The sequence below is a fragment of the Dyella choica genome (genome assembly GCF_003977665.1).
In the GTDB taxonomy this organism is placed as follows: domain Bacteria; phylum Pseudomonadota; class Gammaproteobacteria; order Xanthomonadales; family Rhodanobacteraceae; genus Dyella_B; species Dyella_B choica.
On record NZ_RYYV01000001.1, the window covers coordinates 110,118 to 127,349 of the forward strand.

The 17,232-nt window shown below is 60.9% G+C and carries 16 protein-coding genes; 6 read left to right on the forward strand and 10 right to left on the reverse strand.

Going from position 1 to position 17,232, the window contains the following annotated elements:
* Positions 1-48 precede the first annotated feature (48 nt).
* From odhB to pilH, 5 genes are all read left to right on the forward strand, one after another.
* Entirely contained in the window at positions 49-1,242 is a 1,194-nt protein-coding gene (odhB, locus tag EKH80_RS00555) for a 2-oxoglutarate dehydrogenase complex dihydrolipoyllysine-residue succinyltransferase (protein ID WP_126682779.1), read from the forward strand.
* 146 nt (positions 1,243-1,388) lie between these two features.
* Entirely contained in the window at positions 1,389-2,813 is a 1,425-nt protein-coding gene (lpdA, locus tag EKH80_RS00560) for a dihydrolipoyl dehydrogenase (RefSeq protein WP_126682780.1), read from the forward strand.
* A gap of 257 nt (positions 2,814-3,070) precedes the next feature.
* Positions 3,071-3,667: an LOG family protein gene (locus EKH80_RS00565; RefSeq protein ID WP_126682781.1), complete on the forward strand. Its 597-nt coding sequence runs from the start codon at positions 3,071-3,073 to the stop codon at positions 3,665-3,667.
* 10 nt (positions 3,668-3,677) lie between these two features.
* Positions 3,678-4,673 carry a YhdH/YhfP family quinone oxidoreductase gene (locus EKH80_RS00570; protein ID WP_126682782.1) on the forward strand — a complete coding sequence of 332 codons (996 nt, stop codon included), beginning with the start codon at positions 3,678-3,680 and terminating at the stop codon, positions 4,671-4,673.
* 61 nt (positions 4,674-4,734) lie between these two features.
* Entirely contained in the window at positions 4,735-5,100 is a 366-nt protein-coding gene (gene pilH, locus EKH80_RS00575; protein ID WP_126682783.1) for a twitching motility response regulator PilH, read from the forward strand.
* Between the two features lie 67 nt (positions 5,101-5,167).
* Here pilH and EKH80_RS00580 read toward each other — a convergent pair whose 3' ends face one another.
* Entirely contained in the window at positions 5,168-6,064 is an 897-nt protein-coding gene (locus tag EKH80_RS00580; protein ID WP_126682784.1) for a DnaJ C-terminal domain-containing protein, read from the reverse strand.
* Positions 6,065-6,187: 123 nt separating this feature from the next.
* The gene (locus EKH80_RS00585) at positions 6,188-6,637 is read right to left on the reverse strand and encodes an Hsp20/alpha crystallin family protein (protein WP_126682785.1); all 450 of its coding nucleotides are present in this window, start codon (positions 6,635-6,637) and stop codon (positions 6,188-6,190) included.
* 137 nt (positions 6,638-6,774) lie between these two features.
* Between EKH80_RS00585 and EKH80_RS00590 the strand changes: the two genes are divergently transcribed.
* Positions 6,775-7,260 (forward strand): peroxiredoxin, encoded by a 486-nt coding sequence (locus EKH80_RS00590; protein WP_126682786.1) that lies wholly within the window; start codon positions 6,775-6,777, stop codon positions 7,258-7,260.
* A 6-nt stretch (positions 7,261-7,266) separates the two neighbouring features.
* Here the strand turns inward: EKH80_RS00590 and EKH80_RS00595 are convergent, their stop codons facing one another.
* From EKH80_RS00595 to EKH80_RS00630, 8 genes are all read right to left on the reverse strand, one after another.
* Positions 7,267-8,103: a hypothetical protein gene (locus EKH80_RS00595; protein ID WP_126682787.1), complete on the reverse strand. Its 837-nt coding sequence runs from the start codon at positions 8,101-8,103 to the stop codon at positions 7,267-7,269.
* Between the two features lie 371 nt (positions 8,104-8,474).
* Positions 8,475-9,311 (reverse strand): hypothetical protein, encoded by an 837-nt coding sequence (locus tag EKH80_RS00600; RefSeq protein WP_126682788.1) that lies wholly within the window; start codon positions 9,309-9,311, stop codon positions 8,475-8,477.
* Positions 9,312-9,614: 303 nt separating this feature from the next.
* Positions 9,615-10,391 (reverse strand): hypothetical protein, encoded by a 777-nt coding sequence (locus EKH80_RS00605; protein ID WP_126682789.1) that lies wholly within the window; start codon positions 10,389-10,391, stop codon positions 9,615-9,617.
* Positions 10,392-10,796: 405 nt separating this feature from the next.
* Positions 10,797-13,406, reverse strand: a complete 2,610-nt coding sequence (gyrA, locus tag EKH80_RS00610; protein WP_126682790.1) for a DNA gyrase subunit A — start codon at positions 13,404-13,406, stop codon at positions 10,797-10,799.
* A gap of 139 nt (positions 13,407-13,545) precedes the next feature.
* Positions 13,546-13,956 (reverse strand): GtrA family protein, encoded by a 411-nt coding sequence (locus EKH80_RS00615; RefSeq protein ID WP_126682791.1) that lies wholly within the window; start codon positions 13,954-13,956, stop codon positions 13,546-13,548.
* Positions 13,953-14,972: an S-methyl-5-thioribose-1-phosphate isomerase gene (mtnA, locus tag EKH80_RS00620; RefSeq protein WP_126682792.1), complete on the reverse strand. Its 1,020-nt coding sequence runs from the start codon at positions 14,970-14,972 to the stop codon at positions 13,953-13,955. Before mtnA ends, EKH80_RS00615 begins: the two co-directional genes overlap by 4 nt.
* A gap of 107 nt (positions 14,973-15,079) precedes the next feature.
* Positions 15,080-16,150: a class III poly(R)-hydroxyalkanoic acid synthase subunit PhaC gene (gene phaC / locus EKH80_RS00625; protein WP_126682793.1), complete on the reverse strand. Its 1,071-nt coding sequence runs from the start codon at positions 16,148-16,150 to the stop codon at positions 15,080-15,082.
* A gap of 9 nt (positions 16,151-16,159) precedes the next feature.
* Complete coding sequence (locus EKH80_RS00630) at positions 16,160-17,185, reverse strand: poly(R)-hydroxyalkanoic acid synthase subunit PhaE (RefSeq protein WP_126682794.1); 1,026 nt, start codon at positions 17,183-17,185, stop codon at positions 16,160-16,162.
* Positions 17,186-17,232 lie beyond the last annotated feature (47 nt).

Below are 17,232 nucleotides of genomic sequence, written 5' to 3' on the forward strand. Positions count from 1 at the left end.
TTTTGACTTTCGCGCTCATGGATGAGCGCCCAACCAAAAGGTTTAATCATGTCCACCGAAGTCAAAGTCCCCGTTCTGCCCGAGTCCGTCTCCGACGCCACCATCGCCACCTGGCACAAGAAAGCCGGCGATGCCGTGAAGCGCGATGAAAACCTGGTCGACCTGGAAACCGACAAGGTCGTGCTCGAAGTGCCTGCTCCGGTCGACGGAGTCCTGAAGGAGCTGAAATTCCAGGCCGGCGACACGGTGACCAGCCAGCAGGTGATCGCGGTGATCGAGGAAGGTGCCGTGGCCGCCGCTCCCGCTCAGGCCGCTGCCGCTCCGGCGCCAGCACCCGCCGCCGCAGCCCCGCAAGCGGCCGCCAAAGGCACGGAGAATCTGTCGCCCGCCGGCCTGCGCGTCGCCACCGAAGAGAAGATCGACGTCTCCAAGGTCGCCGGCACCGGCCGTGACGGCCGCGTCACCAAGGAAGACCTGGTGAACTACGGCAAGGGTGGTGCCCCGGCCGCCGCTGCGCCGGCCGTGGCGCCGACGCCTGGTGCCCGTCCGGAAGAACGCGTGCCGATGACGCGCATTCGCGCCCGCATCGCCGAGCGCCTGATGCAGTCGAAGAACTCGATCGCGATGCTCACCTCGTTCAACGAAGTGAACCTCGCCGAGGTCACCAAGATGCGCAAGACGCTGGGCGAACAGTTTGAAAAGGCCAATGGTGTGAAGCTCGGCTTCATGAGCTTCTTCGTGAAAGCCGCGGCCGAAGCGCTCAAGCGCCATCCGATCATCAACGCCTCGGTCGACGGCAACGACATCATTTATCACGGCTACCAGGACATCTCCATCGCCGTGGCCACCGACAAGGGCCTGGTTACGCCGGTGCTGCGCGACGCGCAGAACATGAGCTTCGCCGAGATTGAAAAGGGCATCGCCAACTACGCCAAGAAGGCGCGCGAAGGCAAGCTGGGCCTGGATGACCTGCAGGGCGGCACCTTCACCATCACCAACGGCGGCACGTTCGGTTCGCTGCTGTCGACACCGATCGTCAACCCGCCGCAGAGCGCCATCCTCGGCATGCACACCATCAAGGAGCGTGCGATCGTCGAGAACGGCCAGGTGATCGCTGCGCCGATGATGTACCTGGCGATCTCGTACGACCACCGCATCATCGACGGCAAGGACGCAGTGCTGTTCCTGGTCGACATCAAGAACCAGCTCGAGAACCCGCAGCGCATGCTGTTGGGCATGTAAGAGCGCGCATGTGAGCGCCCCGCTCACATGCAAATTAAGTACGAGGCTCTGATGGCGAGACGTGCAATACATCATACGCTCGCCATGACGGCAAAAGCTCCCCTTGATGCGCTTCTCCCAAGCGCACCAAACTTCAAGGAAACACCATGAGCGACAAATTCGACGTCATCGTCATCGGCGCCGGCCCTGCCGGCTATGTGGCCGCCATTCGCGCCGCACAACTGGGCCTGAAGACCGCCTGCGTGGATGCCTTCGTTGGCAAGGACGGCAAGCAGGCCCTCGGCGGCACCTGCCTCAACGTGGGCTGCATTCCCTCCAAGGCGCTGCTCGACTCGTCCAAGCAGTACTACAACCTCTCGCACAACCTGCCGGCGCACGGGATCAGCGTCGAAAACGCCAAGGTGGACATGGCCACCTTCATCGGCCGCAAAGACAAGATCGTCAAGCAGTTCACCGGCGGCATCGGCCAGCTGTTCAAGGCCAACAAGGTCACCCCGTTCTTCGGCAAGGGCAAGCTGCTGAAGGGCAACAGCGTCGAGATCACCGGCAACGACGGCAGCAAGCAGACGATCAGCGCCACCAATGTGATCCTCGCTTCCGGTTCGGTGCCGATCGAACTGCCGTTCGCCAAGTTCGACGGCAAGTCCATCATCGACAACGCCGGCGCGCTGGACATCAACGAAGTGCCCAAGCGCCTGGGCGTGATCGGTGCGGGCGTGATCGGCCTGGAGCTGGGCAGCGTGTGGAAGCGCCTGGGCGCCGACGTCACCATCCTCGAAGCGCTGCCGGATTTCCTGTCCGTCGCCGACCAGGACATCGCCAAGATCGCCAAGAAGGAATTCGAGAAGCAGGGCCTCGCCATCAAGCTTGGCGCCAAGCTCACCAAGGCGGAAGTCAAGAACAACGAGGTGGTGCTGTCCTATGAAGACAAGGACGGCGCGCACGAACTGACGGTCGACAAGCTACTGGTGGCCGTCGGCCGTCGCGCTTACACCGAAGGCCTGCTGGCCGACGATACCGGCGTGAAGCTGGACGAGCGCGGCCGCATCATGGTGGACGAGCACAACCACACCGGCGTGGACGGCGTTTGGGCGATCGGCGACGCCGTGCGCGGCCCGATGCTTGCGCACAAGGGTTCCGAAGAGGGCGTGGCGGTGGCCGAGTGGATCGCCGGCAAGGCCGGTCACATCAACCTCGACACGGTACCGTGGGTGATCTACACCGAACCGGAAATCGCCTGGGCCGGCAAGACCGAGAAGGAGCTTAAGGACGCCGGCGTTCCGTACAAGGTCGGTACCTTCCCGTTTGCCGCCATCGGCCGTGCCGTGGCCATGAACGAGGCCATCGGCCAGGTCAAAGTCATCGCGCACGCCGAGACCGATCGCGTGCTGGGCGTGCACATGGTTGGCCCGGGCGTGTCCGAGCTGATCGCCGAAGCCGTGGTGACGATGGAGTTCAAGGGCTCTGCCGAGGACCTGGCGCGTATCGTCCATGCCCACCCGACGCTCTCCGAAGCCGTGCACGAAGCGGCGCTTTCGGTGGACAAGCGCGCGATTCACAAGGGAAATTGAGGTCAGGATGACCTCACCCTGGACAGCACAGGGATGTGCGACGATCCAGGGTCCGACGGCCCGCTCGTGACAACATGGGCGGGCCGTCTGGTTTGAACCTCCCGGAATCCTCACCGCCGTCATTCCGGCGCAGGCCGGAATCCAGTTTCAATACGTTGTGCGAAGCACTCAAAACCGGTTTTGTGTCCTTCGGACGCGTATTTGAACTGGATTCCGGCCTACGCCGGAATGACGAACGAAAAGCGAGCCCCGTCGATATGCCCCAACCCACAGCGCTCTGTGTCTACTGCGGCTCCCAAAGCGGCGATCACCCCATCTACGCTGAAACCGCTCACGCCTTCGGCCTGGAACTGGCACGCCGCGGCATCGCCCTGGTGTACGGCGGCGGCAAGGTCGGCTTGATGGGTACGGTTGCCAATGCGGCCCTGAACGGCGGCGGCAAGGTCATCGGGGTGATTCCGCGCCAGCTCGTCGAGCGTGAAGTGGCCCATACGGGCCTTAGCGAACTGGTGGTGGTCGATACCATGCACCAGCGCAAGACGCGAATGTATGAACTGTCCCAGGCGTTCGTCGCCCTGCCCGGCGGCTTCGGTACCATGGACGAGATGTTTGAGATGCTTACCTGGGCACAGCTTGGCCTGCATCGCTATCCGTGCGCATTTCTGGACACGCATGGCTACTACGGCCATTTGCGTAGCATGATGAACCACATGGTCGCCGAGGGCTTCGTAGCGCAAGGCCGGCGTGACAGCGTGTGGTTCGGCGACTCGGTCAGCGAGTTATTCGATTGGATGAATCAGTATCACGTAGGCATTGCGCCACGCGGCATCGATGCATCCAGCATCAAGGCATGAGGCACCAGGCATGACCACACTTCAAGCGTTTCGCATTCACAATGACGCCAACGGTTACCGCGGTGGCATGGAAAGCATGCCTGCCGATGCACTGAGCCCGGGTGAAGTGCTGGTGAAAGTGGCCTATTCGTCGGTGAACTACAAAGACGCGCTGGCCGGCACCGGCAAAGGCAAGATCCTGCGCCAGTATCCGCTCAACGGCGGCATCGATGCGGCCGGCGTGGTGGCCGCTTCCACCGATCCGCTGTTCAAGCAGGGCGACCGGGTGTTGTGTACCGGCAGCGGTCTTTCGGAAACGCGCGATGGGGGTTATGGCGAATACATCCGCCTGCCATCGCAATGGGCCATTCCGCTGCCTGATGGATTGAGCCTGCGTGAAAGCATGATCCTGGGAACAGCCGGCTTTACGGCCGCGCTGGCGCTGCTACGCATGCAGGACAACGGTCAAACGCCAGCGCTCGGCCCCATCGCCGTGAGCGGCGCCAGCGGTGGCGTGGGCATGCTGGCCATCGACATCTTCACGCAGGCCGGGTACCAGGTGCATGCCATCAGCGGCAAGGCCTCGCATTTCGATTTCCTGCGTAGCCTCGGTGCTGCGGACTGCATTGACCGGCATCAATTGGCCTTCAGTGGCAAACCGATGGATTCGGCACGCTTCGGCGGTGCGCTGGACAACGTCGGCGGCGCCATGCTTGCCGGCCTGCTGCCGCTGACCGTGCCCTATGGCAACGTAGCCATCTGCGGCAACGCCGGCGGCATCGGCTTGGAAAGCACGGTCATGCCATTCATCATTCGTGGCGTCAGCCTGCTCGGTATTGCCTCCGCCGGCACAGCCCGCACTATCCGCGAGCAGGTGTGGAGCTACCTGGCCGGCGCCTGGAAGCCTCGCCATCTGGATCGCATCGCCACCCGCGAAATCACGCTGGAGCAGCTTCCGGAAGTATTCGAGCGCATGTTGGCAGGCGACTCGTTCGGCCGCACAATTGTGCGCGTCGGCAGTATCTGATGCTTGGAAGCGTCGCCACGGCGACTTAGAATTAACGAAACGACTAGGGGATTCCCACCTTATGGCACGCATTTTGATCGTCGACGATTCGCCGTCGCAGCTTCTCGGTATCAAGCGCATCGTCGAGAAGCTCGGCCATGAAACGCTGACCGCCGAAGACGGTGCTGCGGGTGTGACCGTGGCCAAGCAGGAGAAGCCGGCCCTGATCCTGATGGACGTGGTGATGCCAAACCTCAATGGCTTCCAGGCTACGCGCACCATCAGCAAGGATCCGGAAACCGCGCATATTCCGATCGTGCTGGTCACCACCAAGGATCAGGAAACCGACAAGGTGTGGGGCATGCGCCAGGGCGCGAAAGCCTATGTCACCAAGCCGATCAAGGAAGAAGAACTGGTGGCGGTGCTGAAAGAACTGCTGCCGACCTGATCTTCCGACTCGGTAAAAAGCAACGGCGCCGCACGGGCGCCGTTTTCGTTTCGGCCTCACAGGCCCGCTATTGCCGCGGGTTGTAATGCGCAAATTGCCTATGCAACGCTTCGTAAGCCTGGCGTTGGTCATCGCTCTCCGGCAGCGGCACCCTGATCGACACTTCCACCAGCTGATCACCCGGCGGCTGCCCCGGCCATCCGCGCTCTTTCAGCCGCAGCTTGCGGCCTGACTGGGTTCCTGCGGGAATGCGCAAGTCCACTGTGCCGGCCAGGGTCGGCACCGAAACGGTGGCCCCCAGCGCCGCCTCCCACGGACTGACCGGCAGAATGTGCAGCACATGGCGGCCGTCCAGCTTGAAACGCGCATCATCGCGAATCCCCACCTCCAGCAACAGGTCGCCGCCCGGACCACCTCCCGCGCCGGGGTGCCCCTGGCCGCCGAGGCGAATCACCTGGCCCGGCTGGATGCCGGCCGGGATCTTCACTTCCAGCACACGTTCTCGGCCACTGCCGTCGTCAAGGTTCAGACGCGTACGGCCGCCGCTGTAGGCAGTCTGCAAGTCGATTTGTACCTGTGCACGCACATCGCGGCCACGGCGCGCGCGTGGCGCATGCCGCCCGCCCGCGGCGCGGCCGAACAGGCTTTCGAAGAAGTCGCTGAACTCGCCGTCGCCGGCGTCGCCGAAGTCAAAACTCTGGCCCTGCCCCCAATTCGGCGGCGGACGGAACTGCTCGCCCGGGCGATATCCGCCGGCACGCAGCTGGTCGTAGGCCCGACGCTTTTCGGGATCGCGCAGGACTTCGTTGGCTTCGTTGATCGCCTTGAATTTCTCTTCCGCGCCCGCTTCCTTGTTCTTGTCCGGGTGATATTTGCGCGCAAGCTTGCGATAGGCCGCCTTGATATCGGCCTCGCCGGCGTCGGATTTGACGCCCAGGACTTCGTAATAGTCTTTGAATTCCACTGCCACTCCTCAAGCAAATCCGCACTGCACCTGCCCACTGCACATGTCCGGCCCCAACACGAACAGCTCGCCGCGGATCATGGTCCGCGGCGAGCCGTCTACGCAACATCGGGCGATAGGTACTTACTGTGTGCTGATGGTAATGCGGCGCGGCGCCTTTTCCGCCTTCTTCGGTATCACGATTTCCAGCACGCCATGCTTACCGGTGGCGCTGATGTTGTCGGCATCTGCACTATCGGGCAAGGCGAAGCGACGGTGGAAGCTACCGTGCGCACGTTCTACGCGCGTAAAGCGACCACTCTGATCCTGCTTTTCGACCGCACGCTCGCCCTTGATGGCAAGGATGCCTTTTTCCATGCTCACTTCGATGTTGGCGGGGTCCACGCCTGGTATATCGGCATAGATCACGAAGCGCTGCTCTTCTTCCTTGATGTCCACGCGCGGCGCCCACTGGCTGGTCACCACGCTGGAACCGTCGCTTTCTTCGCCTTGGAAGTAGCGTTCGAACCTGTGGCGGACGTCGGCTGGAAACGCGCGGCTGGCGCTCCAGAGATGGCTACGACTGACATTCATGGCTGTTTCCTCAATAAGGTTGCGGATTGCTTCCCGCTTGACAGCCAAATAAGTTCCCATGCACGCAGTTTCAAGGCGACAAGCTGCCTGTCCCGACGGTAGCATTCCCGCCGTTGCCCCTGTTTCAGCGAGCCCCCATGACCATTCAGATCGGACAGTCTCTGCCTGACTTCGAGATCGCCGTCATCGACGACGGCGCCGACATCCAGCGCACCAGCACCGCGCAGCTTTTCGCCGGCCGTAACGCCGTGCTGTTCGCTGTACCCGGCGCATTTACCCCCACCTGTTCAGAGCGCCATCTGCCGGGTTACGTCAAGCACTATGGCGACTTCAAGGCGCGTGGCGTCGACGTGTACTGCATGGCGGTGAACGACGCCTACGTGATGAAGGCCTGGGCTCTGTCGCAAAGCGTACCTGCCGGCCTCAAGCTGCTGGCGGACGGAAATGGCAGCTTCGCGCGCGCGCTGGGCCTGGAGATGGACGGCAGTGCCTACGGCATGGGCACGCGCTCACGCCGCTTTGCGCTGTATGCGGAAAACGGCGTGGTGAAATTGCTCAACATCGAAAGTCCGGGCGAGCTACGCGTAACGACAGCCGAAGCGATGCTGTCAGCCATCCCTTAAGGCACGCTACTGAAACACGGCTACCTGTCCGTAGTCATTACGGCAGAAAGCAGGAATACATCCGTTCACTAAGGTGGGATAGAAGCCCGCGACAGAGTCCGACCAACAGTTCACGGCCATCTGCAGGTAGCCCGAAGCACCTGGGGCGACGGGATCAGACCTGAATGCTACACACTTATTCATTACGGTAAGTCGTCCGGTCGCCATTCCGGATTGGGTCGAGCCGTATTGAACAGTCCCATGTACAGCAAAATTTGTATTAACCACGACAGACGTACTGGGTGCGACTGGATTGACGTAATCGGATGAGGCTGGTGCGGCTGAACTCGAAGGTTCGCTACCACTATTCTCCATCGTAGTGTCCTTGAGCACCCCGCCCTCAATTAAGCCGGCTTTTGGAAGGTACTTCGATGCCTTGGAGTTGGGGGATGGCCCTCTGCATGCCACTCCGTCCAAAGTACCGGGCTCGATAATCAGGCCGTCACCATCATTAGTGATATCGACACCGCCTAACTTCTGACAAAGTTTCTGCCGGTAGAGATCCGCCTCTTCCGGCTGCCTGCCGGGAACGATACGAAAATTACCGTCCCGAGTGCGCTCCAAGACTTGGCCTATGACAACTTGCTTGCCAGATTCGTCTAGGCTGACAACTTTTACCGATCGGTAAATCAGGGTTCTGCCATCGGGCTCCAGGCTTTCATGGTAATCAACGATGGCGTCCGGACTGAGCGAACCGAACGCTGACAGTGTGGGCGCCGTCTTTTGCCCCTCGGCCATGCATGCCAGTGGTGTGGCCCATGCAAACACCAGGCCCGGCAGAATGATCTTCGCTAGATTTTTCATTACTAGTGCCCTCCGTGAGTCTTGCCATAACGCCCGCAAAACGGCACAAGCCGAAGGTCAGTTATCGATCACGGCCTTAAGCACGATTCTGCGGTCGTCGTGGGAAGCTAACGTTGCCCTCGCAATGCCGTATAGGGGCATGCATCGCTTCTCCCTATCGGGAAATGCACACACTTTGTGTAGGCGAGCGGATTAGGACGCTCTGATCCATTCCACGTCTTCGTCAAGACAATGACGTCCGTAGGCTGGGATATCAATCCCAGCATCGCGATGTGGCATGCGAGGCAATGCTGGGATTGTCATCCCAGCCCACGCGCGGTGCCGCTTGCCTGCGGGTTCACTCGCCCGCAGGTGATGCTCACAGCCATTCCTTAGCGATCGCGACGACTGAATACAGCTATCTGTCCGTAGTCGTTACGACAGAAAGCTGGAATGCACCCGTTCACGACGGTCGGGTAGAAGCCTGCGACAGACCCGGACCAACAGTTGACGGCCATCTCCAATACGCCGGTTTGGCCTGGAACGACGGCATCGGATTGGAAGGCTATACATCTATTCATTACCGTAAGCCGCCCGGTCGCCATGCCAGCTTTGGTCGAGCCGTAAAAAGCTCTCCCGTACACAGTAAAATTCTGATTGGTTATCGTTGACGTGCTAGGCGCAGCTGGGTTGACGTAATCGGATGTGGCTGGTGCAGCTGGGTTCGAAAATTCGCCACTTTTCTCCGTTCCTGACTCCTTGAGCACTCCACCTTCAATGGAGCCGGCTCTTGGAAGGTACTTGGATGCCTTGGAGTTGGGGGACGGTCCTTTGCAGCCAACGCCATTCAAAGTGCCTGGGCCGATAATGAGGCCGCCATTATCGTTGCTGACGTCGATACCGCCCAACTTCTGGCAAAGTTTCTGTCGGTAGAGATCCGCTTCTTCCGGTTGCCTACCAGGGACGATACGAAAATTACCGTCCTGGGTGCGCTCCAAGACCTGGCCAATGACAACTTGCTTACCGGGTTCGTCCAGGCTGTCAACTTTTACCGATCGGTAAATCAGCGTTCTGCCATCGGGTTCCAGGCTTTCGTGGTAGTCAACGATCGCGTCCGGATTGAGCGCGCCCAGCGCTTGCGGTCGGGGTGCTGCATTTTGCCCCTCGGCCATGCATGCCAGCGGGATGAACGCCAGACCAGGCAAGATGATACTCGCGTACGTTTTCATCGCTTAGCCTCCGTAAGTATCTCTACAACGGCTGCAAAGCAGCGGACCGAAGGTCGGCTAGCTGTGATTTCGCGGTCGTTATAGGAGGCTAGCGTTGCCCAATCGATGCGACATATGGGCATACACCTCGCCCGCATAGCGGGGAATGCTTACACGATGCGTAAGTGAGCAGCTTAGGACGCAGTGGCTTAGCCCATCTACGCGCTAATGCGAGTGTGCACGCCTGCAGCTTGCACCTATGGCGTCGGCATAGGGGTGGGCTGGGATTGCGATCCCAGCCTACGTGCGCCACTTTGCGTCCTATCAAATCACTGTTACCTCCCCTCGATCCGCGGTGCAGACACCTTGCAGGCAACTGGTGGTTGAGGTCATGATGGTGCCAGGGCTGCTCGCATAGCACGCAATAATGAAATTGCTCGTTCCGCGTGAATTCGCATTGACCCAATCTTGCTGCGATATTCCACAACCATTGCCGATTTGCATCCTCGATGACAAGTAGCCCGCGACATTGGTGGTGTATTCCGTGTACCCCTGGTACACCACGTTTTGCCGGGCAGGAACGACAAAGTTTTTCGGCGCATATGCCTTAAGAATGATTAGATTGCCCGGAGCGTGAAAATCGTCCGCCTGCTTGATCGCGCCGGCACCGGTCGCTGGCTTTCTATTGGGCTCTTGCTGATCGGACTCGTCTTTGGTCCGTTCCTGCCACACACCATTGGCCATGACGCCAATCTTTGGCGTTACGGAAGAAGAACTCATGCATGAGGCGCCGAAGAGCGTGTTTTTCTCAAGAACGCGTTGACTGGCAAACGAGGCTACCCCTCCAACACGCTGGCAGAACGCTTGATCGAACTTCAACGTATCGGCGGACTGCAGCGCGGGAACATACGTAAACGTCCCGTCCTGATTCGGAATGAGCACTTGTCGAACAAGCGTCTGCTTTCCATCGGGATCAGGTAGGTAGACCATACGCTCAATTAAAGTCTCCCCTTGTGGGGAACGTATAGTCTTTTGACTGACCACCTGGGCGCTCGCCAAGGCAGGCGCTATGACCAACAGGCCAAGCATGAGGGATTTCATAGGCTGCTCCTGTTCTCAATCATTCATGGGATTGACACCGCGAACGAAACTTGGCGCATGCCAGACCGAAGATCGGTTAGCGACCACGAGCGGAAAACGATAAGTTATTTTTTGCGCCACATTGCGATCGCGCTGAAAAGCTAAGCCTCCCTATCGGCCCTGCATATCAGCGTACACCGCCTCTTCATCTAGGAAAGTGCTTACGCTGTGCGTAAGCGAGCGACTTAGGACTATCTATTTCTCATCCGAGACGCGCCTGAAGTTATGCGTTTGAGTTGAACGTATACGGATGGCGTACCTAAATGAGGTGATGGTCAAGGCGCTCGTTGGCTGGTATGAAAATCCCGGTCCAGAAAACCGCCGGAAAGCTGGAATTTGCATCCCAGCCTACGCCGATCTGCGGGCTTACTCGCCCGCAGGTTCCCCACCTTCTTGCGTACCATTCGGCTCTAGCGGCGCCCCTTCCAGGACGTCAGCCTCGTCACCATTGCTCTCATCTGCGTCCACACGCACTACGCTGACCAGCGACTCCTCGGCCGGCAGACGGATCAGCGTGACGCCCTGCGTGTTGCGGCCCAGCTGCGAAATTTCCATCGCACGGGTGCGCACCAGGGTGCCCTGGTTGGAAATCAGGATCAGTTCGTGCGTGTCGCTGATCTGCGTGGCGGCGACCAGGGCGCCATTGCGTTCGGAGCATTGGATGCCGATTACGCCTTGCGTACCACGGCCCTTCTTCGGGAACTCGTCGAGCACCGTGCGCTTGCCGTAACCACGCTCGGTGGCGGTAAGAATGTCGCCTTCCTGAGCGACCACCAGCGATACGAGCTTGGCCTCGTCAGTGAGCTTCATGCCGCGTACGCCGGTGGCAGTACGGCCCATCGGGCGCACTTCGCTTTCATCGAAACGCACGACCTTGCCGTTCGATGCGAACAGCAACACATCGCTATTGCCATCGGTAAGCATCACGCCGACCAACGCATCGCCCTCTTCCAGGTTGATGGCGATCTTGCCCCTTTGCAGCTGGTATTCGAATTCGGTCAGCGGCGTCTTCTTCACCGTGCCTTCGGAGGTGGCAAAGAATACATAGCGGTCGGCGCTGTACTCGTGGACCGGCAACACCGCCTGCACCTTCTCGCCCTGGGCCAGCGGCAGCAGATTCACCATCGGCTTGCCGCGCGCATTCGGGCCGGCATCCGGCATCTGGTAGACCTTCAGCCAGTACACACGGCCAGTGCTGGTGAAAGTAAGCAGCGTATCGTGCGTGTTCACCACCCACAGCTGCTCGACGAAATCTTCTTCCTTCAAGGCCGACGCGGAACGGCCCTTGCCGCCGCGACGCTGCGCGCGATAAATGCTGATCGGCTGGCGCTTCACGTAACCGGCATGCGACAGCGTGACCACCACGTCTTCCGGCGCAATCAGGTCGAGCACGTTGAGATCTTCCTGCGAAGGCTGGATCTCGGTGCGGCGCGCGTCGCCGAATTCGGCCTTGATCACTTCGAGTTCATCGCGGATCACGGCGAGCAGGCGTGCCGGATCTTCCAGGATCAGGATCAGCGCGCGGATAGTTTCCAGGATCTCGCGATACTCGTCGGAAAGTTTTTCCTGTTCCAGGCCGGTAAGGCGATGCAGACGCATGGCGAGGATTTCCTGCGCCTGCGTTTCGGAAAGCTGATAACCGTCGGCCTTCAAGCCCGCGCGCGGATCGAGGTCCTCCGGCCGCGAGGCTTCCGCACCGGCAGCGGCCAGCAGCGAAGCGACCATGCCCGGCTGCCACTTGCGCACCAGCATGCGCTCCTTCGCTTCCTGCGGCGAAGCGGAGGTCTTGATCAGCTCGATCATCTCGTCGATGTTGGCGAGCGCGACGGTCAGGCCTTCCAGCAGATGCGCGCGCGCGCGCGCCTTGCGCAATTCGAAAATCGTGCGCCGTGTAACCACTTCGCGGCGATGACGAATGAACGCCTCGAGGATTTCCTTGAGGTTGAGGGTGCGCGGCTGGCCATCGACCAGCGCCACCATGTTGATGCCGAAGGTCACCTGCAGCTGCGTCTGCTGGAACAGGTTGTTGAGCACCACGTCGGCCATCGCATCGCGACGGATCTCGATGACGATGCGCATGCCGTCCTTGTCGGACTCGTCGCGCAGCTCCGAGATGCCCTCGACGCGCTTTTCCTTCACCAGCTCGGCGATCTTCTCGATCAGCCGCGCCTTGTTCACCTGGTACGGCAGCTCGTGGACGAGGATCGTTTCGCGGCCGTTGGATTCGGTTTCGATCTCGGTCCGCGCACGCACCAGGATGCGCCCGCGACCGGTGCGGTAAGCCTCGACGATGCCGGCAGCACCGTTGATGATGCCGGCGGTCGGAAAATCCGGGCCAGGGACGTGCTGCATCAGCTCGTCGACACCGAGCGACGGATCATCGATCAGTGCGATCGTCGCGGAGATCACCTCAGTGAGGTTGTGCGGCGGCACGTTGGTGGCCATGCCCACGGCGATACCCGCCGAGCCATTCACCAGCAGGTTCGGCACGCGCGTGGGCAGTACCAGAGGCTCCTGCTCGCTTTCATCGTAGTTGGGGCCGAAGTCGACCGTTTCCTTGTCAATATCCGCGAGCAGTTCGTGCGTGAGGCGCGCCATGCGCACTTCGGTGTAACGCATCGCCGCCGCATTGTCGCCGTCGACCGAACCGAAGTTGCCTTGGCCGTCCACCAGCATGTAGCGCAGCGAGAACGGCTGCGCCATGCGCACGATCGCGTCGTAAACGGAGGCATCGCCGTGCGGATGGTATTTACCGATTACGTCACCGACGACGCGCGCGGATTTCTTGTAAGCCTTGTTCCAGGCATTGCCAAGTTCGTTCATGGCGAACAACACGCGGCGGTGCACGGGCTTCAAGCCATCGCGGACATCCGGTAGGGCGCGTCCCACGATCACGCTCATGGCGTAATCGAGGTAGCTCTGGCGCATTTCGTCTTCGATATTGACGCGGATGACTTCTTTGGCGAGATCTGCCATCAATCGGCTTCCCTGGTAGCAAATAAGAGCCCCGTGACGGGCGCGCCGGGCGCCCATCCAAGAGGGTCAAGTGTTAGCTTTGGAATTATACCACAACGGCACTCGAAAAGGCCGGAATTTCATCTTTTGAATCAATGAGTTACGAGTCAGTTTTGGCGCGCCGAAAAAGCAGCATGCGAGCGCTTGCGAAATTGACTACGGCAGCGAAAATCGAACCCACGCCGACGGCCCATGCCGGCCATTCGTGCCAGCCCGGAAAAGCCATCAGGCAAGCCACATAGGCGGCGTAATTCACCGCCGCTCCACCGCCCATCAGCGCCATCCAGTGCAGCCATTCCATCACCAGTGAACGTCCGCTATGACGTGCTGCGAAGGTATGGCTTCGATTCCACCACCAGGTGACGGTGGCCGCCGCCAGAAAGGAGATCACCCGGCCGGTGTAGGGATTGAAGTGCGCGAAAGTGACCAGCGTCTGCACGATGCCGGCATCGACCACGAAGCCGATCACCCCACCGACCGCAAACAGCATCACTTCGTGGCGCAGTCTCATGCGGCGAACACGGCCCTCATCCGCGCAAGCGTAGGCTGCTCGATCACCCCGCGCTCGGTAACGATGGCATCGATCAGGGAAGCCGGCGTGACATCGAACACCGGATTCCAGGCTTGCGCCCCTTCCACCACGGTACGGCGCCCCGCCACGCTCAGCAGTTCTGCGGTGTCACGCAATTCGATGTCAATGTCATCGCCCGTAGCGGTCGCCATATCCACCGTGGACGAAGGCGCTACCACCATGAACTTCACGCCATGGTGGCGGGCGGCAATGGCGAGCTGGTAAGTGCCGATCTTGTTGGCGGTATCGCCATTGGCGGCAATGCGATCCGCCCCCACGATCACCCACTTCACGGCGCCGGATTTCATCAGATGCGAGGCGGCCGAATCGGCAATCAGCTTGGCGGGAATGCCGTCGCGCACCAGCTCCCACATGGTGAGCCGCGCCCCTTGCTGCCAGGGACGCGTCTCGCCGGCAAACACCTGGTTGATCCGCCCCGCCGCGACGCCGGCGCGGATCACTCCTAACGCAGTGCCGTAGCCGGAGGTGGCCAGCGCGCCGGCGTTGCAATGGGTCATTACGCCGGAGCCAGGAGCAATCAACGCCGCCCCTAGTTCCCCCATGTGATGGTTGGCGGCCAGATCTTCATCTTGAATGGCCTGGGCTTCGCGCTCCAGGGCCGCCGTGTCCGCACCTGCGGCCAGGCACGCCTTCATCCGATCGAGTGCCCACATCAGGTTCACCGCAGTAGGACGTGCTGCTCGAAGCTCGGCCAGCGCCTGCTCCATCGGCGCACCGTGCCGCGCGGCAAGCACCACGCCCCAGGCTGCCGCAATTCCGATGGCCGGCGCGCCTCGCACCACCAGGTCCTTGATAGCCTGGGTAACCGCCTGGAAATCGCGGTATTCCAGCCACTGCTCCTCGGTGGGCAGCAGGCGCTGATCCAGCAGGCGCAGATGATCGCCGCGCCATTGCACGGCGCGGATGGTGTCATGGGCGGAGGCGAGATTAGTCATTGCGTTAGTTTAGCAGCAATGCTTCGCATGCCTTGGGCACGTAGGCTGGGATGACAATCCCAGCTTCGTGCCTGGGGGATGCTGGGATTGTCATCCCAGCCTACGCGCTACGCGCCGCGTTGGCGCAGCCACTGATGGATCGATGGCGCCACTTCGCGCTGCGCGCGGCCGGAAACGTAGATGCCGATATGCCCGCCCTTGAAGGCGATCTCAGTGTAATCGGTGGTGCCGACGTGGCGCTGCAGCGCCCGCGACGCATCCGGCGGCACCAGGTGATCCTGGGTGGCGTAGATGTTGAGCACCGGCTGGGTGACCATCCCCAAGTCCACCGGCTGCCTACCGATCTGAAGGTCGCCTTTGATGAGCTTGTTCTGCTGGAAGAATGCCTTGATGAATTCGCGGAAGGCTTCGCCGGCCTGGTCGGGCGAATCGAAGATCCAGCGCTCCATGCGCAGGAAATTTTTCAATTCCGCCGGGTTGTCGAGGATCTCGACCATGCTCACGTATTTCTGCTGGTTCAAGCGCAGCGGCTTGAGCATCAGGTACACCCAATTCATCAGCTCCGCCGGGACGTTGCCCAGCGTGTCGACGAACAGGTCCACGTCCATGCTCTGTACCCAGTGCGAGAGCATGTTGTCCGGCGTACGGAAGTCCACCGGCGTCACCATGGTGACCAGGTTCTTCACCTTCTCCGGGTGCATGGCGGTGTAGCACAGCGAAAACGTGCCGCCCTGGCAGATGCCGAGCAGGTTGATCGCGTCCAGGCCGTGGCGCTTGCGGACGGCATCGACGGCACGATCCAGATAGCCGTTGAGATAATCGTCCAGCGTGAGCCAGCGGTCTGCGCCGTCGGGATAGCCCCAGTCGATGAGATAGACGTCCTCACCCTGCTCCAGCAGGTTGCGCACCAGCGAGCGGTCTTCCTGCAGGTCGGTCATCCACACGGTGTTGACCAGCGCATACACAATCACGATCGGCACGCGCGCGGTGGGTTTGTTGCTGCCCTTCATATGCCAGACTGTGAGCTTGTCCTCGTTGTACACCGCTTCACGCGGTGTGTTGGCATACTCCTGCTCGCCGAGGCCGCGCAGGTTCTGCAGGCCTGCAGCCAGCTTGCGCTGGAAGGTGGCGACTTCGTTGAAGGCCTGCTGCGGATCGAGGTGCAGGGGATTTTGCATGCTGGTTCCTTATTTTCGCTTGCCGGCGGCGGAGCGCGTGGCCTTGGTGCGTCGCGAAGGGGTTTTTCCGTTTTCGCTGCTCGCCGGGCGTTCGATCGAGCTTACCTTCGCTGCCTTGCTCGCCGCGAGTTCCCTTTTCAGCGCGGCAATTTCGCCTTGCAGCGCATCGACCACGGAACTATCCGCGGCGGATTCGCCCTGCCCGCGGGCTTTCCATTCCCGTCGCAACTGCTGCACGCGCTTGCCAAGACTGTCGACTTCGCTGCGCGTGGGAATGCCCAGCTCGCGACACATCTGCTCGGTTTGTTGCTGCTGCAACTTGCGCACCTGCATCTGGGCATTCACCAACGCGCCGAATACCTCCTTAAATTCCTGCGAAAGCGCCATTTCGGCGTAAGCCTCTTCCATGGCATCAATCCACAGGTCGTACAACGCCTTGAGCGACTCGACCTGCTTACCAGGCTCGCTGTGCTTGGCCAGCAATTCCTGCAGTTTGGCGACGCCTTGCGCGTTCACCTGCTGCAGCAAGCCCTGGTAGCGCGCGTTGATCTGAGCATATTCCTGCATCGCCGCCTGCAGGGCCTGCTGGTCCAGCTGGAATTCGCGGGTAATGCCGAACGCAGCCAGCTGGCTGTTCGGCATGCCGGCAGCCATGCCCGCTCGCTGCATGGCTTGCAGCCAGGCTTGCCATTGATGCTCCAGGCCGAAGGCGGAGGCACTGTCGATGCCGGCCACAGTCTGCGCAAATGGCTGGGTGAAACCCGCCAGGAAAGACTGCATGGCGACTGGTTGCTGCCAGGGAGATGGCTGCCCCAACCCGGCCCCTGCGGCCTGCTGCAACCAGTTGCCATAGGCCTTGAGGCTGGCGAGGCTGCGGCTGAGCATGTCGTCCTGCGGCATGGCCGCGAAGCCCATCCCGAGGCCCATCGGATTCGCTTGCCCCGGTTGCTGTTGCAGATAACGCATCCAGGTATCCCAGGATTGTTGCGCAAAAACCTGGTAGTCCTTCAGAAAATCAGTCGCCTGGTCGGGCATGCCGGCATCCTCGAGGTGAAGCGCGGATCGTACCAAATACCCGCTTG